Raw genomic sequence first — 21740 nt, forward strand, 5'->3', positions numbered from 1 at the left:
ACGCAAACCTAACCGCGATGGCTTCCGCGCGGGGGTTGAGGGGGCTTGCCCCTCACCAGGGTCCGGGGGTTGGACCCCCGGTGTTACCCGAAAAGCAAGAAAGGCGAGTGCTCGCTATGAGCACTCGCCTTTCTTGCTGCAGAGCGGACGACGAGATTCGAACTCGCGACCCTCACCTTGGCAAGGTGATGCGCTACCAGCTGCGCCACGTCCGCACCGGTCTTGCTTGGTGCGAGGTAACTATAACCCAGGTTCAAACGGCATTTCGACCGGGGGTCCCACCGCCGCTGAACAGGGCGTCCACCTCGGCCAACCGCTCCGTGGACCACCGCCACTCCCACAGCGGGCGCACCTTCGCGACGATCTCCGGGGTCAACCGGTGCGCCACGTCGTCGCGCAGCTTCCAGTCGTCGAACACGTGCTCGTAGAAGCTGACCACGATCGCGTTGGAGAGGAACTGCTCGGGCTGCTGGAAGCACCACGACGCGAAGCCGTAAACGCGGCGCAGGGTTTCCTCGTCACCCGCGCGGTGCGCTTCGAGCGCCAGGTGCCACAACTCGCCGAAGTACACGTGGCACGACCACGACTCGCGGTCGACGACGCCGCTCAGCTCGGGAAGCAGAGCTGCAGCTTTCGATCGCCAGTCGGCCACACGGCGGAAGATTACCGGTTCCCCGGCCCGCCGCCGACGCCCGCGAGGCGAGACGACGCCGACCCGTGACCGCGCCGTCATCGGTGGCAGGGCGAACCGGTACCCCCGAACGGCTCACGCCGAACGGCTGGTATTGAGTACCGGCTGGGTTGCCGCGCCGGGCTGCGGGACCGGTTTGTGGCATGTTGACCTGGGAGCACGTGGGCGCTGGGAGGTGTCGGGTCGGATGGCCGAGGACGCTGACGGCACCGGGATCGACCGCGAACTCCTCGCCAGGGTCCGCGCGGGCGAGGACTCCGCCTACGGCGAGCTGTTCTCGCGCCACGCCGACGCCGTGCGGCGGTTCTCGTTGCGGCACGTCCGCGAGCCCGCCGAGGCCGACGACCTGACCGCGGAGGCGTTCTTCCGGGTGCTCCAGGCGATCCGCCGGGGCACCGGTCCCACCGACCACGTCCGCACGTACCTGCTGACCGTCGCGCGCCGGGTGGCGTGGGAGTGGAGCGGGCGGCGGCGCGACGTGCCGGTGGACGACGAGGAGCTGAACAGGCGGGTCGAGCCGTACGCGGACGCCACCGCGCAGCGCGCCGAGTACTCGCTGATCGGCCGCGCGTTCACCAGCCTCCCCGAACGCTGGCGCACGGTCCTGTGGCAGGTCGAGGTCGAGGGCGAACGGCCGTCCGCGGTCGCGCCCGCGTACGGCCTGAGCGCCAACGCGATGTCCGCGCTCGCCCGCCGGGCCCGCGAAGGCCTGCGCGCCGCGTACCTGCAAGCCCACCTGGCCGAGGACCACGGCGCCCGGTCGTGCTCGTCGGTGCTGTCGAAGCTCGGGTCGTACACGGCCGGTGGTGTGCAGGGCGCCGAGCAGCACCGGATCCGCAAGCACCTCCAGACCTGCGCGCGCTGCAACGCCCTGCACTCCGAGCTGACCGAGGTCTGCTCCACGTTGCGCGCGCACGCCGCGGTGATCGGCGTGCCGGTGGCCGCGACCGCGCTGGTCGGCGCCCAGTTCGCGGGGGTCGCCGTCGTGGGCAAGGCCGCACTGCTCGGCGGCCGGATCAAGTTCGTGCTCGCGGGTGTCGCGTCGGCGGCGGCGGTCGGGCTGTTCAGCCTGCTCGCGGGCCTGTTCACCAACGCGCCGGGGCCCGGTCTGATCCGGGCCGACCAGGACGCGCCGCACGACATCCAGCTGATCATCACGACCAGCGCCACCACGACGTCCAGCATGCTCAGCGGCGCCCTGGTCGCGGTGCCGCCGAGCACGGAGCAGTCCCGCGAGCAGGACGTCGCCGCGCCGCCGCCACCGCCGAACCGGATGGGCGGCCAGAACTCGACGACCACGACGGACCAGAGGTCCGGCGCGGGCACCGAGGAGTCGGTCACCGGGTCCGAGGACGTCGTCGTCGAGGAGACCGGGACGTCCGAGGAGACGTGGACGAGCGAGGAGGACAACCGCATCCGGTTCACCTCGGACGCGACCACCGCCGACCCCACCAAGTCGATCAACAGCTCGTCGAGCGCCTCGTCCGCCAGCGGTTCGCCGACGCCCACCACGGTGATCATCCGGCCGACCCCGGTCCCGCCGTACCCCGGCGGCTCCACCTACCCGAGCTCCTACCGCGCGAAGTGACTCACCGCCACTACGGGCCGCCCCGCGGTTCACCCGCCGGGCGCAACGATCACCGGGTACCGTTGTCCCACGCTGAGTGATCGCTCGTGAGGCCTAGGAGACGGTGATGACGCGGCTGGTGCGCGGTGCGGACGGCCGGATGTGGACGGTGCGCAGCCGGATCGAATGGCGCAACCCGTCCCCGGACGGCGATTTCGAGCACGACGTGAGCGGTGGCCAGGGCCCCGGCGTGATGATGATGCTCATCGTCATCGTCATGGGCGTCATCCTCGTGTCGTGGACACCCGCGCAGGTCGTCGTGCCCGCGTGGCTGATCCTGGCGCTGATCATCCTGTTCCTGTTCTTCCCGGTCCGCTGGTCGCTGCGCAGGCCGTGGACGCTGGTCGCGGAGTCGAAGGCGACGCCGGACGACCAGCCGCCGGAGCTGTGGATGGGCCAGGTCCGCGGGGTGATGACGGTGCGCCAAGAGGCCTCCAAGGTGTCCCGGAACATCGAGATGTACTCGCTCCCCGACGTCGAGGGTCCGCTGCAACCGGTCGACTGATCGGCGTTCGCGGGTGACACTGGGCGGATGCCGGAATTACCAGAGGTCGAGGCGCTGGCCCACCACCTGCGCGAACACGCCGTCGGCCGGACGGTGCACCGGGTGGACGTCGCGTCCCTCCAGGTCCTGAAGACGTTCGACCCGCCGTGGACGGTGCTGGTCGGCCGCCCCGTCACGGGCGCGGGCAGGCACGGCAAGCACCTGGACCTGGACTGCGACGGGATCCACCTGATCGTCCACCTGGCCCGCGCCGGTTGGCTGCGCTGGTCGGACACCCTGGCGGCGCCCCCGCCGAAACCCGGCCGCGGCCCGCTCGCGCTGCGCGTCCACCTCGGCCCACCCGGCGAGGGCCCCGGTTTCGACCTGACCGAGGCGGGCACGAAGAAGGGCCTCGCCGCCTGGATCGTCCGCGACCCGGCCGAGGTCCCGAGCATCGCCCGTCTGGGCCCGGACGCCCTGAGCCTGTCCCGCGACGACCTCGCCGCGCTGTTCGCGGGCCGCGGTGAACGCCTGAAGACCGCCCTCACCGACCAGACCCTGCTGGCGGGCATCGGCAACGCCTACTCCGACGAGGTCATGCACACCGCCCGGCTTTCCCCGTACGCCACCGCGGGCAAGCTCCCCGACGACGCCGTGGACCGCCTGCACGAGGCGCTCACCACCGTCCTGACCGACGCCGTCACCCGCTCCGTGGGCCAGTCCGCCGCCAGGCTCAAGGGCGAGAAGCGCTCCGGCCTCCGCGTCCACGCCAGAACCGGCCTCCCGTGCCCGGTCTGCGCCGACACCGTCCGCGAGGTCTCCTTCGCCGACCGCAACTTCCAGTACTGCCCGACCTGCCAGACCGGCGGCAAACCCCTGGCCGACCGCCGGATGTCGAAGCTGCTGAAGTAGCGGCCCCGGCTCAGGACTTCAGCGGGTCGTGGCCCCAGTTCATCAGCGAGTACCGCCACCGGCTGTCCTCGACGTCACCGGAAGGGCGTTGGGCGAGGTGGCGGTGCACGTAGCCGACGACCTTGCGCATGTGCTGCTCGTCCGCGTCGGTCAGGTCGGCCTGCTTCTTCCCCAGGATCGACACGATGCGCCGCCCCGAGCGGTGGCCGACCGCCTCGCCGCCGTCCGACTGGCCGACGGACTTCGACTCGTCGGTGTCCAGCCAGCGCTCCAGCTCCGAGGCGGTCATGTTGACGGCGTCGGTGAACTCGCTCATCGCTTCTCCCGCAGCGCGTCGGGCTTGTGCACGGCGTCCTTGCCGGTCTTGTCGCTGCGCACCCGGTACTGGGGGTCGTCCTCGGACGCGCGCACGGTGCGGCCCGCGGCCTCGGTGTCCTCGGTGATCTCCTCGACCACCTCGCCCTGCACCCGCTGCCCGTGGCTGGACCAGGAAACCTTGTCTCCCTTGTTCATCCTCCGATTGTGGGCCGAACGGCCTAGTCCCGCACGACGACCACTTCCAGCGTCCGCGGCCCGTGCACGCCCTCCACCCGGTTCAGCTCGATGTCGCTGGTCGCCGACGGTCCGCTGATGAACGTCAGCGGTCGCACCGGATCCAGCCGCGCCAGCGCCTCGGGCACGCTGGCCGCCACCTGGGACGCGAACACGACGCACAGGTGGTAGTCCGGCAGCAGGGTCAGCACGCGGCGGCCCTGGGCGACGCCGGCGTCGAGCACGATGGTGCCGGTGTCGGCGATGGCCACGGCGCAGCCGGTGAGCACGCCGTCCGCCCCGTCCAGCGCCTCGATGTCCAGCACCGGCGAGTCAGGCAGCCAGGACACCGAGGGCACCAGCCACGACGGCGGGAGGTCGACCGGCGCGACGATCCGGCGGGTCCCGAGCAGCGAGGCCAGGAGCGGGACCAGGTCGTCGGGGACCACCTGGTGCACGGTGGCCCGGTAGTCGGCGACGCGTTCGGCGAACAGGTCCGACGAGCCCGTGCCGGTGCGGTGGTAGGCGCGCGGGACGACGACCGGTGCGGGCCGGTCGCCGAGCGCGGCCCGGATGCGGGCCAGTACCTCGGTGCGCGCGTCAGCCACGGTTCTCCTTCCACCACGCTCGGAACGACTGCTTCGGCGGCACGGGCAGGTCGCGGGACGACGTCCACGCGGCACCGGGCCCCGGCAGGCGGGTGATGCGGCCGTTGCGGCCGAGGAGCCTGGCGAACGAGGCCAGCCTCTGGGCGCGCTCGTAGCGGCTGGGGGAGGAGAAGACCCAGGCGGCGGCGGCCATGGCGATGGACTCGGGGGTGCGGCCGCGGGCGGACACCGAGGTGGCGCGGAGGTGGGTGAGGACCTCGGGGATGTTGATGCGCACGGGGCAGACCTCGTAGCAGGCGCCGCAGAGCGAGGAGGCGAACGGCAGCGACGCGGCCTGCTGGTCGTGCGGGTCGTTCACCAGCTGCGGCGTGAGGATCGCGCCGATCGGACCGGGGTACACCGAGCCGTAGGACTCGCCGCCGGTGCGCTCGTACACCGGGCACACGTTGAGGCAGGCCGAACACCTGATGCAGCGCAGCGCCTGCCTGCCGACGGTGTCGGCGAGCGTGGACGTGCGGCCGTTGTCGAGCAGCACCAGGTGGAACGCCTGCGGCCCGTCGCCGGGGGTCACACCGGTCCACACCGAGGTGTACGGGTTCATCCGCTCGGCCGTGGACGACCGGGGGAGCAGTTGGAGGAACACCTCCAGGTCGGCCCACGTCGGCACGAGCTTCTCGATGCCCATCACCGTGATCAGGGTTTCCGGCAGCGTCAGGCACATGCGGCCGTTGCCCTCGGACTCCAGCACGACGATGGACCCGGTGTCGGCGACCGCGAAGTTCGCCCCGGAGATCGCGACGCGGGCGGAGAGGAACTTGCGCCGCAGGTGCGCCCGCGCGGCCTCGGCCAGCACACGGGGTTCGTCGGTCAGGCCCTCGGGCACGTCCGGCATCTCGCGCTGGAAGATCTCGCGGATCTCCGAGCGGTTGCGGTGGATCGCGGGCACGAGGATGTGCGACGGCCGGTCGTGCCCGAGCTGCACGATCAGCTCGGCCAGGTCGGTCTCGATCGCGGTGACGCCACCGGCCTCCAGCGCCTCGTTCAACCCGATCTCGGCGGTGGCCATGGACTTGACCTTGACCACCTCGTCGGCACCGGTCTCGCGGACCAGCCGCAGCACGATCTCGTTCGCCTCGGCCGCGTCACGGGCCCAGTGCACGACGCCGCCGCGCTCGGTGACCGACTTCTCCAGCCGTTCCAGGTACACGTCGAGGTTGGTCAGCACCTCGTCCTTGAGCGCCTCGCCCGCCAGCCGCAGCTCCTCCCAGTCGGTCATCTCGGCGACGGCGGACGCGCGACGGCCGCGGATCGTGCCGGTGGCCTTGCGGAGGTTGCTGCGCAGCTGGGTGTTGGCGAGCGCGGTGCGGGCGGCGTCCGGGAACTTCGGACTGCCCAGCCACGTCACCGGGTTTCGGGTGACCACGGGTCCTCCTCGGTGCTCGCCAGGATTTCGGCCAGGTGCACGGTGCGCACGCCGGTGCGGAGTCGGGACAGGCCGCCGCCGATGTGCATGAGGCACGAGTTGTCGCCCGCGGTCAGCACCTCGGACCCGGTGTCCAGCACGTGCCGCATCTTGTCGGACAGCATCGCGGTCGACGTGTCGGCGTTCTTCAGCGCGAACGTCCCCCCGAACCCGCAGCACGACTCGGCGTCGGGCAGCGCCACGAGGTCGAGGCCGCGCACGGCCCTGAGCAGCGACAGCGGTTTGTCGCCGACGCCGAGCATCCGCAGCGAGTGGCACGTCGGGTGGTAGGTGACGCGGTGCGGGAAGTACGCCCCGACGTCGGTCACGCCGAGCACGTCCACCAGGTACTCCGACAGCTCGTAGGTCGGAGCGGGCGACGTGCCCAGTTGCGGGTGGATGTCGCGGACCATCCCGGTGCACGACCCGGACGGGACGATCACGGCGTCGTAGCCCGCGAAGGTCCGCTGGTAGGAGCCCGCGAGGCCGCGGGCGTGGTCGGGGTAGCCGGTGTTGAAGTGCATCTGCCCGCAGCACGTCTGCTCCAGCGGGAAGTCCACCGAGCACCCGAGCCGTTCGAGGAGGGTGACGACGGCTCGCGCGGTGGCCGGGTACAGCGTGTCGGTGACGCAGGTGGCGAACAACGCGACTTTGGGCGACTCAGCGACGGCCTTCTGCACCCCGCCACTTTTGCCGCTAAATCATCGGATGTCTACCCGAACCGGTCGACCGTCCGGGCGTTGGGGACCTGAGGCCCTTGCCGAGAGGGCACTCGACGGAACAGCATGGTCCCCGTGGGTGACCTGTTGGCCGAACGGACTGTGCTCGGCGTCATCGCGACCTTGGCCGTCCTCGGCCTTTTCGTGATGCTGTGCCGAGCCCGCCGGGTCAGTACTTCCGTCGAAGACGCCGTGATGGACATGCTGCACCGCATGTCCAAGGCGTCCGCCGACCTGCGCGAAGGACTGACGGAAGAGGCCGCGAACAAGGCCACGCCGCACTTGAGGGAGATGCTGAGGTGCGTCGCGGTCGGGATCACCGACAACGAGGGCACCCTCCTGTCGTGGGACGGCGGGGCGAACGACCACTACGTGTTCCTGCGCGAGTACATCGAGCGCGCGATCACCGAGGGCCACAAGGAGCACGTCGAGCACCGCAAGCTGGGGTGCGAACTGGCAGGCCCGTGCTCGCTGCACAGCGCCGTCGTGGTGCCGCTGGTCGTCGAGAACGACGTCGCGGGCACCCTGATCGTGATCAGCGGGGTGGCGAACAAGCGCCAGATCCGGATGGCCGAGGAGACCGCGCGGTTCGTCTCGACGCAGCTCGAACTCGAGGTGCTGCAGAAGTCCCGGCAGGCCTTGGCGCAGGCCGAGGTGAAGGCGCTGCGCGCGCAGATCTCGCCGCACTTCGTCTACAACGCCCTCAACACCATCTCGTCGCTGATCCGCACCGACCCGGCGCACGCCCGTGAACTGCTCCAGGAGTTCGCCGAGTTCACCCGCTACTCGTTCCGCACCGACGGCTTCTTCACCACGCTGGCCGACGAGCTGACCAACATCCACCGCTACCTGACCATCGAGCAGGCCCGCTACGGCCCCCGGCTGAACGTGCGGCTGCGCATCGCGCCCGAGGTCCTCCAGGTCGTGCTGCCGTTCCTGGTGCTGCAACCGCTGGTGGAGAACGCGGTCCGGCACGGCATCGCGAAGAAGCCGGGCGGCGGCCTGCTGACGATCATCGCCGAGGACAACGGCGCCGAGGCGCTGATCAGCGTCGAGGACGACGGCGTCGGCATGGACCCGGACCGCCTGTTCGACGACCTGAAGGACGCCCACCAGACCGGCGCCCACGTGGGCCTGGGCAACATCAACGACCGCATGCGCGCGGTGTTCGGCGACGAGTACGCGCTGGTCGTCGAGACCGCTCCGGACGCGGGCATGAAGATCATCCTCAAGATCCCGAAGTACAGCCGCGGCGTCCGCACCAACCTCACGCTGGTGCAGCCCTCCATGGAGGACACCAGCGAGCAGCCGGTCATCCGCGCCTGATCGGCCCTACCAGGTCGCCACGGCGAGCGTCATCACGACCATGACCGCGCACACGCACCACGCGATCCACATCCAGTACAGGCTCATCGGCTTCGGGCCGCCGGCGTTCTGCCGACCCCTGTCATCCCACCACTCGACGTAGCGCTCCAACCAGCGGAGCGGGTTGAACGTCATGGTGACCTCGCGGTAGGTAGCCGGATCCCGATGCTAACCCGCGCGAACCCCCCGGCACCGCACGTAGGGTCGGACCCATGAGCAGCGTGACGGACAAGATCGCGGCGCGTCTTCCGAAGATCGTCGGCGACCGGGGCGAACGCCCGCCGGTCGTCGCCGCCGTGCGGTTGCACGGCGTGATCACCCCGACGCCGACGCCGATGGCCCGCAACTCGATCAGCCTCCAGAACCTGGAGACCGCGCTGACCCGCGCGTTCGACCACGACCGGCTGGTCGCGGTGGCGCTGCTGATCAACTCGCCCGGTGGCGCGCCCACCCAGTCGGCGCTGGTGGCGGAGCGGATCCGCGAGCTGGCGGCGAAGAAGAACGTGCCGGTGCTCGCGTTCTGCGAGGACCTGGCGGCGTCCGGTGGCTACTGGCTGGCCTGCGCCGGTGACGAGATCTACGCGCACGGCACGTCGATGGTCGGCTCGATCGGCGTGGTCAGCGCCGGTTTCGGGCTCAACGGCCTGATCGCGAAGTACGGCGTCGAGCGCCGGGTGTACACGGCGGGCGCGAACAAGGTGCGGCTCGACCCGTTCCAGCCGGAGAAGCCGGAGGACGTCGAGTGGTTGAAGGGCCTGCACCTGCAACTGCACGGCCAGTTCATCGAATGGGTGAGAGAGCGTCGCGGCGGGAAGCTCACCGCGTCGGACGACGACCTGTTCACCGGTGAGGTCTGGACCGGCGTGAAGGCGCTCGAACTGGGGCTGGTCGACGGCATCGGCACCCTCCGCAGCGTGGTCTCGAAGCGGTTCCCGGACGCCGAGATCGCCATCGCCGAACCCAAGAAGAACCTGTTCGCCAGGCTCGGCCTGGCCGGCGCGACCACCCGATCGGGGGACTTCGTGCTCGACGGTCTGGCCGCGCTGGAAGAACGTGCTCGCTGGTCGCGATTCGGATTGTGAGATCAAGGTTCTCCAACGGCCGGGCGGCGGCGTAGACACGACCCCTCGCGGATGGGCAAGATGCGCACACAGTGAGTACCCATGACAACACCGGCCTCCTCGTCCTGGCGGTGGACGACGAGGCGCCCGGTCTCAGCGAGATCAAGTTCCTGCTGGAGAGCAGCCCGCACATCCGCCGTGTGCTGACGGCCTTCGACGCCGCCGAGGCGCTGCGCATACTGCGCGGCGACTACGACGAGGAAGTGATGCAGCGGTCGAAGGAGGGGCGCCCTCCGGTGGACGCGGTCTTCGCGGACATCAACATGCCCGGACTCAGCGGCACGGACCTCGCCAGGGTGCTGAACGCCTTCCGCGCGCCCCCCGCGCTGGTCTTCGTGACCGGTGTGGAGCACTCGGAGGCCGTGGTGGCGTTCGAGGTCGGCGCGCTGGACTTCGTCACGAAGCCGATCAACGACGACCGGGTGAACAAGGCGATCGCGCGCGTGGTCGACCGCGTCAACCAGACGCCCGCGATCACCCCGGAGAACCAGCCCGCCTACGTCGAGCCGACCGACGAGGAGGTCATCCCGGTCGAACTCGGCGGGACGATCAAGCTCGTGCCGCGGGCCACGGTCCGGTTCGTGGAGGCGCAGGGCGACTACGCCCGCCTGCACACCGCCGAGGGCAGCCACTTGGTCCGCATCCCGTTGGCGCAGCTCGAGGAGCGCTGGGCCAACGCGGGCTTCGTCCGCATCCACCGCTCGTACCTGGTGGCGCTGCCCCTGGTCAGCGAACTGCGCATGACGTCGAACGGCTACGCGGTCGTCATCGGCAGCGGTGCCGACGCGAAGGAGCTGCCGGTGAGCCGTCGGCACACGCGGGAGCTGAAGGAGCGCATCGTGCGTCCGCCCAAGAGCAGCTGGGGATGACCAGGAACGACACGGGGTCGGGGCCTCCCGGTCAGCCCGACCAGCCGCAGCCGGGTGAGCGCGACGCCTGGTTGGAGGTGTCCGGGCGCAAGCAGCGGCGGCGGCGGGTGGTGCTGGCCGACGCCAAGGGCCGCGGTCGGGCGATGCGCACGATCATCGAGCTCGAGGAGCAGACCAGCGTCGGGGAGAAGCTGGTCCGCGACCTGATCACCACCCAGCTGCGGACGGCGTTCCTGCTGGGCGCGGGGACGCTGCTGGTGCTGTGCGCGCTGCCCGCGCTGTTCCTGTGGGTCCCGGCGATCTCCGACGTGCAGCTGGCGGGTGTGCGGCTGCCCTGGATCATCCTGGCGCTGCTGCCGTTCCCGGCCCTGTACGGCGTCGGGTACTGGTTCCGCCACACCGCCGAGCGCCACGAGCGCGACTTCGTGAGCATGGTCGACCGCTGACATGACCAAGGACCTGTGGAGCCTGACCGGCGTGGTGGTGGTCGCCGTGGTCACGTTCCTGCTCGGCTTCGTGGGGTCCCGGCGCGCGAACACCACACCGGACTTCCTGGTCGCCCGCCGCGCGGTGCCGTCGACCCGCAACGCCGCCGCGATCTCCGGCGAGTACCTGTCCGCCGCGTCGTTCCTCGGCGTCGCGGGCCTGGTGCTCAAGGACGGCATCGACGCGCTCTGGTACCCGATCGGCTTCACGGCGGGGTACCTGGCGCTGATGCTGTTCGTCGCCGCGCCGCTGCGCCGGTCCGGCGCGTACACGCTGCCGGACTTCGCCGAGGCCCGCCTCGGGTCGGCGGGTCTGCGGCACGTGTGCACGTTCTTCGTGGTCTGCATCGGCGTGCTGTACCTGGTGCCGCAGCTGCAAAGCGCGGGCCTGACGCTGAACACGATCACCGGACTGCCCGCGTGGCTGGGCGGCGCCGTCGTGACGGCGATCGTGGTGATCAACGTGCTCGGCGGCGGGATGCGCGCGATCACGCTGGTGCAGGCCTTCCAGTACTGGGGCAAGCTGTTCGCGATCGCGGCGCCGACGTTCATCCTGTTCACGGTGTTCCTGACGGGCCCGAACACCGGTGCGCAGCGGATCGACGACACCGGGCTGCTGCGGTTCACCGAGGACATCACCTTCACCACCGGCGAACCCGTGCGGGTGCTGGCCCCGGAGGCGATGAACCTCCAGGTCGACGGCGTCGTGAACGGCACGCCGGTCGACGGGATGGTGCTGTGGAACAAGGGTTCCTACGCGCTCGGCCGCGAGACGACGTTGAGCGTCAAGGCGGGCATGGCGGTCCCGGTCGTCGACGGTGCGCCGAACACGAACGAGAGCTGGCTGAAACCCCAGCAGGACGGGCTTCCCGGCCTGTTCGAGACGTACTCGCTGATCTTCGCGACGTTCCTCGGCACCATGGGGCTCCCGCACGTGCTGGTGCGCTTCTACACGAACCCCGACGGCACGGCGGCCCGCCGGACGGCGCTGCACGTGCTGTACCTGCTGGGCCTGTTCTACATCTTCCCCACGGTGCTGGGCGTGGTGTCGCGCCAGTTCCTGCCGCAACTGCTGGTGACCGGCAAGACGGACGCCGCCGTGCTGATGCTGCCGAACACGATGATGCCCAACCTGGGCGGCCAGATCCTCGGCGCGGTCGTGGCGGCGGGCGCGTTCGCCGCGTTCCTGTCGACGTCGTCTGGCCTGGTCGTGAGCGTCGCCGGGGTGGTGTCGACCGACATCCTGCCGGGCAAGGTGCGGGACTTCCGGTGGGCGACGGTGCTGACCGGCGCGGTCGCGATCGGCCTCGCGCTGGTCCTGCCGCGCGGCGACGCGTCCCTCACGGTGGCGATGTCGTTCGCGCTGGCCGCGTCGACGTTCTGCCCGATGCTGGTGCTCGGCATCTGGTGGCGCGGCCTCACCTGGGTCGGCGCGGTCTGCGGGCTGGTCGCGGGCGGCGGGCTGGTGATCCTGGCCCAGATCACGACCGTCATCAGCAGCTACACCGGCCACTGGGCCCCGTCGGTCGCGTCGCAGCCCGCGCTGCTGACGGTGCCGATCGCGTTCGCCACGATGATCGTGGTCAGCAAGGGCACGAGTCGGCGCCGCCCGGACGACGTGAACCAGATCCTGCTGCGCCTGCACGCCCCGGACCCGTTGGGCTTCATCCGGGACCGGGACGTGGCCCGTTTCGGGTCGGCCGAGGAGCGGGCGCGGCTCGAGGCGAAGCACCGCGGCACGAGCCCGCCCCGCCCCGTCGCGTAGAACCTGACGGTGGCGAAAGTCTCGAACGGATGAGCCGTCGTGTATCGATCTGGTTAACGGCGAGGTTTGTCCGCTGAAGGGCGCTTCACCTCGGCATATGTACCGCTCATCGCATCACTCGACTGCTGGGCGCAATGCCCCCATCGGGGTCTTACTCCCAGTAGCCGCGCGTCTCTACGGTGCACCGCGTACCTGAAAGCACTCAGGAGGCTTACGTGCCCGTCACGTTGCTGACACCTACGACACGCATGCGAGGAGGGGACTGTGAGCACTGCTGAGCACCCCCCGGCAGAGACGAATCCCGTTGATGAACACAACTGGGTCGAGGTCCAGAACAGCCCTGAATTCGTCGAGCTGCGTCGCAGGTTGCGCAGCTTCGTCTTCCCGATGGCGGGCCTCTTCCTGGTCTGGTACCTGCTCTACGTCCTGCTGGCTGACTACGCGCACGGCTTCATGTCGACCAAGGTCCTCGGCAACATCAACATCGGCCTGATCTTCGGTCTTCTCCAGTTCGTGTCGACGTTCGTGATCACGACGCTGTACGTGCGCCACGCCAACAAGAACCTCGACCCGGCGGCCGAGCAGATCCGCAACAAGCTCGAAGGTGGCCACGCGTGAACAACAACAACGCGGTGCTGAACATCAGCATCTTCGCCGTCTTCGTCGCGATCACCCTGGTCGTCGTCATCCGGGCGAGCCGCAACCAGAAGACCGCGGCGGACTACCTCGCCGCGGGCCGCGCGTTCACCGGCCCGCAGAACGGCATCGCCATCGCGGGCGACTACCTGTCCGCCGCGTCGTTCCTGGGCATCGCGGGCGCCATCGCGGTCAACGGCTACGACGGCTTCCTCTACTCCATCGGCTTCCTGGTCGCGTGGCTCATCGCGCTGCTGCTGGTCGCCGAACTGCTGCGCAACACCGGCAAGTACACGATGGGCGACGTGCTCGCGTTCCGGATGCGGCAGCGCCCGGTGCGCGCCGCGGCCGCGACGTCGACCATGGCCGTGTCGTTCTTCTACCTGCTGGCCCAGATGGCGGGCGCCGGTGGCCTCGTTGCCCTGTTGCTCGGCATCACCGGCAAGGGCGGCCAGGCGCTGGTCATCGCCATCGTCGGCGCGCTGATGATCGCGTACGTGCTCATCGGCGGCATGAAGGGCACCACCTGGGTGCAGATCATCAAGGCCGTGCTGCTGATCATCGGCGCCGGCGTGATGACCCTCTGGGTGCTCGGCAAGTACGGCTTCAACCTGTCGGCGCTGCTCGGCGCGGCCGTGGACAACGCCCCGAAGGCGGGCGAGAAGATCCTCGGCCCCGGCCTCCAGTACGGCGCGACCGGCACGTCGAAGCTCGACTTCCTGTCGCTGGGCCTCGCGCTGGTGCTCGGCACCGCGGGCCTGCCGCACATCCTGATGCGCTTCTACACGGTCCCGACCGCGAAGGAAGCCCGCCGTTCCGTGGTGTGGGCGATCTGGCTGATCGGCATCTTCTACCTGTTCACGCTGGTCCTCGGCTACGGCGCCGGTGCGCTGGTGGGTCCGGACAAGATCAACGCGGCACCCGGCAAGGCGAACTCGGCGGCTCCGCTGCTCGCCGAGGCACTGGGAGGCCCGATCCTGCTGGGTCTGATCGCGGCGGTCGCGTTCGCCACGATCCTCGCGGTGGTGGCCGGTCTGACGATCACCGCGTCGGCGTCGTTCGCCCACGACATCTACGCGAACATCCTCAAGAAGGGCAAGCTGGAGGACAAGAACGCCGAGGTGAGGGTCGCCCGGATCACCGCCGTGGTGATCGGCGTCGTGGCCATCGGCGGCGGCATCGCGGCCAACGGCCAGAACATCGCGTTCCTGGTGGCGCTCGCGTTCGCGGTCGCCGCGTCCGCGAACCTGCCGACGATCCTGTACTCCCTGTTCTGGAAGCGCTTCAACACGGCGGGCGCGATCTGGAGCATCTACGGCGGCCTGTCGCTGACGATCCTGCTGATCATCCTGTCGCCCGCGGTGTCCGGCAAGGCGACGTCGATGTTCCCGACCGCCGACTTCGACGTCTTCCCGCTGTCGAACCCCGGCATCGTCTCCATCCCGGTCTCGTTCCTCCTCGGCTACCTCGGCACGGTGCTGTCGAAGGAGAAGAACCCCGAGAAGTACGCCGAGATGGAGGTGCGCGCCCTCACCGGCGTCGGCGCCGAGAAGGCGACCGCCCACTAGGCGCGCCGTTCCACCAGGCACGCGTCGAGCAGTCGCGAGAACCCCCACCGAGACCCTTCGGTGGGGGTTCTCGCGATTGTGGGCTTCCGGCGCACCCCTCCCGACACCGGAACCCGCCCCCGCGACAAGGATCGCCCGGAAACCTTCAAGAAAACTCAAAGCCGGTGCAACCGCCTCCCGGACAAGTGCGTAGAGGGGCTGTGCGCCGCGACGACGAGTTCTCCCAGTTCTTCACCAGCCGGTTCGACCAGGCTCGACGCTCCGCGTACGCGTTGTGCGGCAACTGGTCCGAGGCGGAGGAGATCGCGCAGCACGCCTTCGTGAAGGTCTACGCGAAGTGGCCGCGGGTCCGCCGGGACAGTGCCGAGGCGTACCTGCAAACGGTCATGACGCGGATCTTCCTGGACGCGCGCCGCCGGGTCCGAGGCCGGGAGCGGTCGGTGGCCGAGCCGCCGGACGTGGTGTCCCACGACGCCTCCTGGCCCGAGCAGCACGGGCTGCTGCGGGCGTTGCAGGAAGTCCCGCCACGGCAACGGGCCGCGCTGGTGCTGCGGTTCGTGCTGGACCTGTCGGTCGAGCAGGCCGCGGCGGCGATGGGCTGCTCGACCGGGACCGTGAAGAGCCAGACCGCCCGCGGGCTGGAGACGTTGCGCGCCGCCTACCTGACCAACGACACCTCGGAGCGTGCCTGATGCCGGACATCGAACAGGAACTGCGGGCGGTCGCCGACTTCACCGCCCCCCCGTCCACCACCGCGCTCGACGACGTGCTGCGCAGGGGGAGGCGCCGGGTGTACGCGCTGCGCGCCGGTGCCGTCGCGGGAGTGGTCGCCATGGTCGCCGGGGCGGGTTTCGCCACGTCGGCGCTGCGCTCGGTGCCGGCGCAGACGCAGTCCGCCGACGGCAGCTCCACCACGGGGGCTCCGCTGCGGGGGGCGCCGGAACGGTGGCGCGTGGCCGACCTGCCCGCCCAGACCCCCTTGCCCGCGACACCGAACGACCTGGCCTACCCGGTCCCGAAGTGCAGTGCGCACTGGGAGGACCAGGTGGCCGAGCTCAGGACCGCCCTCCCGCGGCAGGCCGTGGCGGACGGGGTCGGCATGGTGGTCGACAAGGTCGCCGGCGGGATCGGGGTGGTGAGCGAGCCGAAGACCGCCGTCCTGCGGCCAGGCACACCGGAAGCCGACTACCACTGGTGGGTGGACCTGACCGATGTCGGGGGCACCGGCAGCGTGGACGTCGGCGAGGGGCGGTACCCGGGTACGCCGCAGGAGGCGGCCGACCGGGAGGCGTTCCTCTACGGCAACTGCGAACCGCCGAACCGGATGGCCACCGACGACGGCACGATCCTCCAGTACACCCCGTTCATCGTGTCGGAGCCGTTCCAGACGGTTGCGCAGGCGATGCGGATCTACCGCCCCGACGGGGTCGTGGTGGAGATCGTGCAGCGCAACTTCGGCAGCCGCGACTTCCGGGTGAACGACGCGGGCACGGACTTCGACCGCCTCAGCGCGGGGCGGGGGACGCTCCCGCTGGACGTCGAGGCGTTCAGGTCGATCGGAGCGTTCGTCGCGGACGTGAACTGATCATCCCACTCGACCGGTCGGCCGAATCGGCGCCGAAGGGCCCGCTTCGCGCCGGCCGGTCCGGGAGCATTCGCGGCATGGCGCAGCCGGTGGGACCGTGGCGGATCGTCCTGCTCGTCGGCGTGATCGGCGCTTTGATCGGTGGCGGGCTGCACCTGTCGCGCACACCGGGGCCTCCGCCGCTGGGCGACCCGCCCGCTGGGTAAGGGGCAGTTCCGGGTGCTGCGCGGGGCGTTCGAGGGCACACCGGTCGCGAGTGCCGACTTCGAGGCCAACGCCACGGGCGACTGCGCACCGGCTCGGCGGCTGGTCCGGCCGGACGGGTTCGTGCTCCAGTTCCAACCGGTGCACGCCGGCGAGCCCTTCGCCGAGTTGACGCAGACGATCCGGGTCTGCACACCGGGCGGTAACCGCTACGAGGTCGAGATGCGCAACTTCGACGAGGACGCCTACCGGGGCACCCCGACCCGCGCGTAAACCCGCACCGGACCCGGTCGTGCGACGCTGCCGCTGGACGAGCGGCGGTTCGCCGAGGTGGGGCTCGTGTTCGCGGAGGCGCTTCCTCACGCTCGCCCGACGCGGTGACGTGGCACCATCTACACCGTGACCGTGCCAAACGTTGAAGTGTCGGACGTCCCGGTTGAGCTGCCCGAGGGCAAGGTGCTGCTCGACGTGCGCGAGGCCGACGAGTGGGCCGCCGGGCATGCGCCCGACGCGCTGCACATCCCGATGAGCGAGCTGGCCGGCAGGCTGGAGGAGCTGCCCGCCGACAGCGAGTTCTACGTGGTCTGCCGCATGGGCGGCCGGTCGGCGAAGGTCACCCAGTACCTGAACCAGAACGGCTGGGACGCGGTGAACGTCGACGGCGGCATGCAGCACTGGGCGGCGCAGGGGCGTCCGCTGGTGGGCGGCGTCGGTGGCGCGGAGCCCGAGGTCATCTGATCATGCAACCGCTGCGGCCGCTGCGCGTGGACTGGGTGGCGACTCCGCCACCCGGCGCCTACCAGCGTCGGCAGCCGCGGTACCTGCCCCGCTACCTCGGCCCGCCGTCGTACCCGGTACCGCCGAGGTGGGGTTTCCCGCTGCTCGCGTGGCGGTGGCCGACGTCGGTCATGGGCGACGCGAAGGCCCCGGTCTCGGTCGACCAGGTGCGCGGACGAGCCCGTGCGGCGGCCAACGCGCTCGGGCTCGCGGCCGTGACGTCCATCTGGGCGGCGGGCAGCGAGATCTGGCGGTACGTCCTGCTGATGCTCAGCCGGTTCGGCGCGCTGTCGCCGACCACGGTCGGGCTGTCCGACGCGATGGTCGTGTCCTCGTCGGTCGTGTCGTGGGTCGCGTCGGCGCTGGCGATCGTGCTGGCGCTGCTGTGGCTGCGCCGCGCCCGTGACGCGGCGGCCGACGCCGCCGGGTACGCCCCGTCCCGCTCGGACCTCCAGGTCGTGGTCGGCCTGGTCGTGCCCGGCGTGAACCTGGTCGTCCCCGGCTCGGTCGCCGCCGAGCTGGAGCACGCCGCCCTCCGCGAACCCGTGGACAAGCGCCCGAACCCCTCCCGGTTGATCCGGATCTGGTGGGGCCTGTGGGTCGCGAACGCCCTGTTCGCCACGATCACGCTGGCCTGGTCGTTCCGCTCCAGCGTTCAGGCGCTCGCCGACGGCGTGCTGCTGCACGCGTTCTCGGACCTGCTCGCCGCCTCGGTGACGATCACGACGGCCGTGCTGGTCCGCCGGATCACCACCCTGCTGCTGCCGGTCGACCCGTCAGCCGTGCGGTTCATGCGCGTGGTCGGCGTCAGGGACGCCCCGAAGCCGCCCCTGCGCGCCCACCGCTACGCCGGTTCCGCGCGCTGATCCAGCTCGTCCTCCAGCCACAGCACCTTCACCTGCGCGTGCCGCGAGCAGAACCGCACCGCCCGCGCGACCGACTCGTGCAACCCGAACATCGTCTTCCGCGACTCCGGATCACGCCGGTAGATGACCACGTCGGTCTTGTCCCCGTCGGCGATCTCCATGCCGTAGGCGAACACGGCCAACTCGTCGTCGACCGACACCAGTGCGAAAAGGCTTGCCTCCATGGGAAGTACTGTCCACACGGGACATCCACACGATCCGGTGAAGCGGTGTGGAAATCCCGCCGGTGGATTTCCCGTCGCCATAATCGGCTGATGCCACGACGCCCGCCGTTTCGCCGCCGCCGCCTGGGGCACCGGTTCCAGGCGATGCGGCTGAAGGCCAAGATGACCCTCGACGACGCCTGCGCCGCCCTGGACAAGACCCGCAGCACCCTGCACCGGCTCGAGCAGGGCGAGACCAAGGCCGACATCCACCTGGTCAGATCGATGATGGACCTCTACGACCAGTACGACCCCGACCTGGTCGACCAGACCCGCCGCGCCAACAAACCCGGCTGGTGGCTGGCTTACGGGATCGAAGACCTCGGGTACATCGATGTCGAAACCGAGGCTTCGCTGGTCCGGGAGTTGTCGTTGCTCAGCATTCCTGGCCTGCTCCAGACAGAGGAGTACATGCGCGCGTTCTTCAACGCGCGCCGGAGCCAGCGGTCCTCTTCCCAGTTCGAGAACCAGGTCGCCGTGCGGCTGATCCGGCAGTTGCGGCTCACCGACTCAGAGGATCCGCTGGACCTGGTGGCCTTGGTCGACGAGTCGGTCCTGCACAAGTGCGTCGGAGGTGTGGATGTGATGCGCAGGCAGCTGCGCCACCTGCTGCTCGCCAACAACCTGCCCACGGTGACCATTCGGATCCTGCTGAACGACTTCGGTGCCCATGACGGCATGAACGGTCCGTTCATTCTGCTGAGCTTTCCCGACCCGAAAGACCCCGAGGTGCTGTACATCGAGTACGCCACCGGGTCTCTGCATATCGAGGCCGGTCATGAGCTGTCGGAGGCTAAACTGACCTTCGAGCACTTGGCCTCAAGGGCGTTGGAACCCGACGAGTCGGTTGCGCTGATCGAACGGGTGCTTGCCGAGAAGTACGGCCCCGAGTGAAAGAGGCGATCGCGGTGTCCACTGTGGACTTCACCGGTGCGTTGTGGCGCAAGAGCAGTCGAAGTGGCAACGGCAACAACGGTGCGTGCGTCGAAGTAGCCCACACCGGTCCGGTGGTGGGTGTGCGGGACTCCAAGAACGCCGAAGCCGGGACCCTCGCGTTCCCCGAGTCGGCGTGGGCGGCGTTCCTGGTGTTCAGCTCGTAGTCAGCGGCAGCTCGTGCAGCCCGCGGATGACGAACTCCGCGCGCCTGCGCGGTTCCGCGGCCAGCTCCGCCCCCGGCAGCTTGCGCACCAGCGCGCCCAGCGCCGCCTCCACCTCGATCCGCGCCAACGGCGCCCCGAGGCAGTAGTGGATCCCGGCCCCGAAACCGAGGTGCTGGTTGGGGAAGCGCGAGATGTCCAGCGCGTCCGGCGAGTTGAACACCAGCGGGTCGCGCGCCGCCGCGCCCAGCAGTGCCGCGATCTTGTCGCCGGGCTTCAGCTGGTACCCGGCGATCTCCACCTCGGCGGTCGCCGTGCGCTCGAACAGCTGCAACGGCGAGTCGTAGCGGATCAGTTCCTCGGCGGCCGTCGGCATCAGCGAGGGATCGGCGATCAGCCGTCGCCACTGGTCGGGGTGGCGCATGAGGGCGAGGACGCCGTTGCCGATGACGTTGACGGTGGCCTCGTGGCCCGCCATGAGCAGCAGCACGGCGGTGGCGACCAGCTCGTCCTCGGTGAGCCGTCCGCCGTCGGTGTCGGTGACGGCGACCAGGTCGCTCACCAGGTCGTTGCCCGGCTGCTTGCGGCGCAGCGCGATCAGTTCGCGCAGGTAGGCGACGAACTCGGTGGCGGCGCGTTCGGCGGCGTCCTTCTTCTCGCGCGGCAGGCCGAACTCGTACATCTTCACGATCGCGTTCGACCACGGCTGGAGCAGCGCGCGTTCCGAGCCGGGCACGCCCAGCAGTTCGGCGATCACCTCGACCGGCAGCGGCGCGGCGACGTGGGCCAGCAGGTCGGCCGAACCGTGCTCGGCGATCTTCGCGCACAGCTCGTCGACCAGCCGGTCGGAGAGGTCCGCGATCCAGGGTCTGAGCCGTTCGACGTGACCGCGGCCGAACGCCGCCGCGACCAGCCGCCGCAACCTGCCGTGCGTGGGGGGCTCGTTCTCCAGCAGCGAGTTGCGGTGCAGGAGGTTGAACGACGCGAACGCCTCGACCGGTTTCACGTCCGACCAGATCCGGCCGAGCGATCGATGCCGCAGCACCGCTGAACCGGCCGCGTGCGAAAGGGTGACAGCTACGCCCAGATCCTCGTGCCAGTGCACCTCGCCGCGTTCGCGCAGCGCGGCGAAAGCGGGGTAGGGGTCGGCGATGAACGCCGGGTCCTGCTGGTCGAATGGGGCACTGGTCACGGGGTGAACGGTATGTCGCCGATCGTCCGTTAGTCCACGCGGTGTCGTTGTCGGCTCAAATAGTTATCGAGTGGTTCACGCACCATGAGTTGCACTTGAGCCGCAGGTCACGGACAGTTCTTGCTCGTGCCACCTCTCGTCGTCGCGCACCGCGGCGCTTCAGCCCACCGAGCCGAACTCACGTTCGCGGCCTACGAACTAGCCATCGACCAGGGGGCGGACGGGATCGAGTGCGACGTCCGGCTGACCGCCGACGGCCACCTGGTCTGCATCCACGACGACGTCGTCGACCGCACCTCGTCGGGCACCGGCCGGGTCAGCGAGATGACCCTGGCCCAACTGTCCGAACTGGACTTCGGCAGCTGGCGCGACGGCGAGCCGCAGCGCGTGCTGACGTTCGACGCGCTGCTGGAACTGGTCGTCGCGTCGAGGCCGGACCTGAAGGTGTTCGTGGAGTCCAAGCACCCCGCGCGCTTCCCCGGCCGGATCGAGTCGAAGGTCGCCGCGACGCTCGGCCGGTTCGGGCTGTCGAAGCCCGACAGCAAGGACGACGCGCGCGTGGTGCTGATGTCGTTCTCCACGCTCGCCGTGCGCAAGCTGCGCGAGTACGCGCCGCGCCTGCCGACCGTGCAGCTCATCGAGAAGATGGGCGTGCAGGGCAAGGACGGGTGGCTGCCGCCGTGGGCCGACTACACCGGCCCTGACGTGGAACTGCTGCGCCTGGACCCCGGTTACGTCGAGCGCAGCCGCGCGCAGGGGCACGACGCGTACGTCTGGACCGTCGACACGGCCGAGGACGTCGAGCTGTGCCGCGATCTCGGCGTGCGGTTCCTCGCCACGAACTCGCCCATCATGACCCGCGGGTACCTGTCCACGATCCGCGAAACCGCTGCCCAACTGGGATGACCAGGTC

General features: G+C 70.0%; 28 protein-coding genes and 1 tRNA gene. 19 read left to right on the forward strand and 10 right to left on the reverse strand.

Annotation, left to right across the window (positions count from 1 at the left end; genetic code table 11):
* Window positions 1-142: 142 nt before the first annotated feature.
* Window positions 143-215: transfer RNA gene (locus RM788_RS25520), tRNA-Gly, on the reverse strand.
* Between the two features lie 38 nt (window positions 216-253).
* Window positions 254-652, reverse strand: a complete 399-nt coding sequence (locus RM788_RS25525; protein ID WP_315934272.1) for a DUF7674 family protein — start codon at window positions 650-652, stop codon at window positions 254-256.
* A gap of 226 nt (window positions 653-878) precedes the next feature.
* Between RM788_RS25525 and RM788_RS25530 the strand changes: the two genes are divergently transcribed.
* From RM788_RS25530 to RM788_RS25540, 3 genes are all read left to right on the forward strand, one after another.
* Window positions 879-2279, forward strand: a complete 1401-nt coding sequence (locus tag RM788_RS25530) for a sigma-70 family RNA polymerase sigma factor (protein ID WP_315934273.1) — start codon at window positions 879-881, stop codon at window positions 2277-2279.
* 106 nt (window positions 2280-2385) lie between these two features.
* Window positions 2386-2823, forward strand: coding sequence for a DUF983 domain-containing protein (locus RM788_RS25535; RefSeq protein WP_315934275.1), 438 nt, complete (start codon window positions 2386-2388; stop codon window positions 2821-2823).
* A 27-nt stretch (window positions 2824-2850) separates the two neighbouring features.
* Complete coding sequence (locus tag RM788_RS25540) at window positions 2851-3714, forward strand: Fpg/Nei family DNA glycosylase (RefSeq protein ID WP_315934277.1); 864 nt, start codon at window positions 2851-2853, stop codon at window positions 3712-3714.
* Between the two features lie 10 nt (window positions 3715-3724).
* Here the strand turns inward: RM788_RS25540 and RM788_RS25545 are convergent, their stop codons facing one another.
* Genes RM788_RS25545 through RM788_RS25565 form a run of 5 tightly spaced genes read right to left on the reverse strand, consistent with a single transcriptional unit; the run spans window position 3725 to window position 6995 of the window.
* Entirely contained in the window at window positions 3725-4030 is a 306-nt protein-coding gene (locus RM788_RS25545) for a DUF3140 domain-containing protein (protein ID WP_315934278.1), read from the reverse strand.
* Complete coding sequence (locus tag RM788_RS25550) at window positions 4027-4227, reverse strand: hypervirulence associated TUDOR domain-containing protein (protein ID WP_315934279.1); 201 nt, start codon at window positions 4225-4227, stop codon at window positions 4027-4029. Before RM788_RS25550 ends, RM788_RS25545 begins: the two co-directional genes overlap by 4 nt.
* A 23-nt stretch (window positions 4228-4250) precedes the next feature.
* Window positions 4251-4853, reverse strand: coding sequence for a LutC/YkgG family protein (locus tag RM788_RS25555; RefSeq protein WP_315934280.1), 603 nt, complete (start codon window positions 4851-4853; stop codon window positions 4251-4253).
* The gene (locus RM788_RS25560; protein ID WP_315934281.1) at window positions 4846-6276 is read right to left on the reverse strand and encodes a LutB/LldF family L-lactate oxidation iron-sulfur protein; all 1431 of its coding nucleotides are present in this window, start codon (window positions 6274-6276) and stop codon (window positions 4846-4848) included. The genes RM788_RS25555 and RM788_RS25560 overlap by 8 nt, the downstream gene beginning before the upstream one ends.
* Window positions 6255-6995: a (Fe-S)-binding protein gene (locus RM788_RS25565; protein WP_315934282.1), complete on the reverse strand. Its 741-nt coding sequence runs from the start codon at window positions 6993-6995 to the stop codon at window positions 6255-6257. Before RM788_RS25565 ends, RM788_RS25560 begins: the two co-directional genes overlap by 22 nt.
* 105 nt (window positions 6996-7100) lie before the next feature.
* On the opposite strand from RM788_RS25565, the gene RM788_RS25570 reads away from it, so the two are divergent.
* Window positions 7101-8360: a sensor histidine kinase gene (locus RM788_RS25570; protein WP_315934283.1), complete on the forward strand. Its 1260-nt coding sequence runs from the start codon at window positions 7101-7103 to the stop codon at window positions 8358-8360.
* Window positions 8361-8366: 6 nt separating this feature from the next.
* Here the strand turns inward: RM788_RS25570 and RM788_RS25575 are convergent, their stop codons facing one another.
* Window positions 8367-8534, reverse strand: a complete 168-nt coding sequence (locus tag RM788_RS25575) for a hypothetical protein (protein WP_315934284.1) — start codon at window positions 8532-8534, stop codon at window positions 8367-8369.
* Window positions 8535-8611: 77 nt separating this feature from the next.
* Here RM788_RS25575 and RM788_RS25580 point away from each other — a divergent pair, with 77 nt between their 5' ends.
* The 12 genes from RM788_RS25580 to RM788_RS25635 all read left to right on the forward strand — a co-directional run bounded on the left by RM788_RS25580 (window position 8612) and on the right by RM788_RS25635 (window position 18275).
* Window positions 8612-9481, forward strand: coding sequence for a S49 family peptidase (locus tag RM788_RS25580; protein ID WP_315934285.1), 870 nt, complete (start codon window positions 8612-8614; stop codon window positions 9479-9481).
* 71 nt (window positions 9482-9552) lie between these two features.
* Window positions 9553-10389, forward strand: a complete 837-nt coding sequence (locus RM788_RS25585; RefSeq protein ID WP_315934287.1) for a LytR/AlgR family response regulator transcription factor — start codon at window positions 9553-9555, stop codon at window positions 10387-10389.
* Window positions 10386-10835 carry a hypothetical protein gene (locus tag RM788_RS25590; protein WP_315934288.1) on the forward strand — a complete coding sequence of 150 codons (450 nt, stop codon included), beginning with the start codon at window positions 10386-10388 and terminating at the stop codon, window positions 10833-10835. Before RM788_RS25585 ends, RM788_RS25590 begins: the two co-directional genes overlap by 4 nt.
* A gap of 1 nt (window position 10836) precedes the next feature.
* Window positions 10837-12639, forward strand: coding sequence for a sodium/solute symporter (locus tag RM788_RS25595; RefSeq protein WP_315934289.1), 1803 nt, complete (start codon window positions 10837-10839; stop codon window positions 12637-12639).
* A gap of 264 nt (window positions 12640-12903) precedes the next feature.
* Window positions 12904-13257 (forward strand): DUF485 domain-containing protein, encoded by a 354-nt coding sequence (locus tag RM788_RS25600; protein WP_315934290.1) that lies wholly within the window; start codon window positions 12904-12906, stop codon window positions 13255-13257.
* Window positions 13254-14843, forward strand: a complete 1590-nt coding sequence (locus tag RM788_RS25605; RefSeq protein ID WP_315934292.1) for a monocarboxylic acid transporter — start codon at window positions 13254-13256, stop codon at window positions 14841-14843. The genes RM788_RS25600 and RM788_RS25605 overlap by 4 nt, the downstream gene beginning before the upstream one ends.
* A 200-nt stretch (window positions 14844-15043) precedes the next feature.
* Entirely contained in the window at window positions 15044-15535 is a 492-nt protein-coding gene (locus RM788_RS25610; RefSeq protein ID WP_315934293.1) for a SigE family RNA polymerase sigma factor, read from the forward strand.
* Window positions 15535-16428, forward strand: a complete 894-nt coding sequence (locus tag RM788_RS25615) for a hypothetical protein (RefSeq protein WP_315934294.1) — start codon at window positions 15535-15537, stop codon at window positions 16426-16428. Before RM788_RS25610 ends, RM788_RS25615 begins: the two co-directional genes overlap by 1 nt.
* 77 nt (window positions 16429-16505) lie before the next feature.
* The gene (locus RM788_RS25620; protein WP_315934295.1) at window positions 16506-16634 is read left to right on the forward strand and encodes a hypothetical protein; all 129 of its coding nucleotides are present in this window, start codon (window positions 16506-16508) and stop codon (window positions 16632-16634) included.
* Window positions 16635-16647: 13 nt separating this feature from the next.
* On the forward strand, window positions 16648-16905 hold the full coding sequence (locus RM788_RS25625) for a hypothetical protein (RefSeq protein WP_315934296.1): 258 nt from the start codon (window positions 16648-16650) through the stop codon (window positions 16903-16905).
* A gap of 126 nt (window positions 16906-17031) precedes the next feature.
* Complete coding sequence (locus tag RM788_RS25630; RefSeq protein WP_315934297.1) at window positions 17032-17370, forward strand: rhodanese-like domain-containing protein; 339 nt, start codon at window positions 17032-17034, stop codon at window positions 17368-17370.
* 2 nt (window positions 17371-17372) lie between these two features.
* Window positions 17373-18275, forward strand: a complete 903-nt coding sequence (locus RM788_RS25635; protein WP_315934298.1) for a DUF4328 domain-containing protein — start codon at window positions 17373-17375, stop codon at window positions 18273-18275.
* On the opposite strand, the gene RM788_RS25640 is transcribed toward RM788_RS25635, so the two are convergent.
* A complete protein-coding gene (locus RM788_RS25640; RefSeq protein ID WP_106185085.1) occupies window positions 18254-18499 on the reverse strand; it encodes a hypothetical protein in 246 nt (81 codons plus the stop codon). The genes RM788_RS25635 and RM788_RS25640 overlap by 22 nt on opposite strands.
* A gap of 90 nt (window positions 18500-18589) precedes the next feature.
* On the opposite strand from RM788_RS25640, the gene RM788_RS25645 reads away from it, so the two are divergent.
* Both RM788_RS25645 and RM788_RS25650 read left to right on the forward strand, forming a co-directional pair.
* The gene (locus tag RM788_RS25645; RefSeq protein ID WP_315934299.1) at window positions 18590-19432 is read left to right on the forward strand and encodes a helix-turn-helix domain-containing protein; all 843 of its coding nucleotides are present in this window, start codon (window positions 18590-18592) and stop codon (window positions 19430-19432) included.
* Window positions 19429-19638: a DUF397 domain-containing protein gene (locus tag RM788_RS25650; protein WP_315934300.1), complete on the forward strand. Its 210-nt coding sequence runs from the start codon at window positions 19429-19431 to the stop codon at window positions 19636-19638. The genes RM788_RS25645 and RM788_RS25650 overlap by 4 nt, the downstream gene beginning before the upstream one ends.
* Here RM788_RS25650 and RM788_RS25655 read toward each other — a convergent pair.
* Window positions 19628-20827, reverse strand: a complete 1200-nt coding sequence (locus RM788_RS25655) for a cytochrome P450 (protein ID WP_315934301.1) — start codon at window positions 20825-20827, stop codon at window positions 19628-19630. The genes RM788_RS25650 and RM788_RS25655 overlap by 11 nt on opposite strands.
* Window positions 20828-20953: 126 nt before the next feature.
* Here RM788_RS25655 and RM788_RS25660 point away from each other — a divergent pair, with 126 nt between their 5' ends.
* Window positions 20954-21733, forward strand: a complete 780-nt coding sequence (locus tag RM788_RS25660) for a glycerophosphodiester phosphodiesterase (RefSeq protein ID WP_315934302.1) — start codon at window positions 20954-20956, stop codon at window positions 21731-21733.
* Window positions 21734-21740: the final 7 nt, after the last annotated feature.

The sequence above is a fragment of the Umezawaea sp. Da 62-37 genome (assembly GCF_032460545.1).
Classification (GTDB): Bacteria; Actinomycetota; Actinomycetes; order Mycobacteriales; family Pseudonocardiaceae; genus Umezawaea.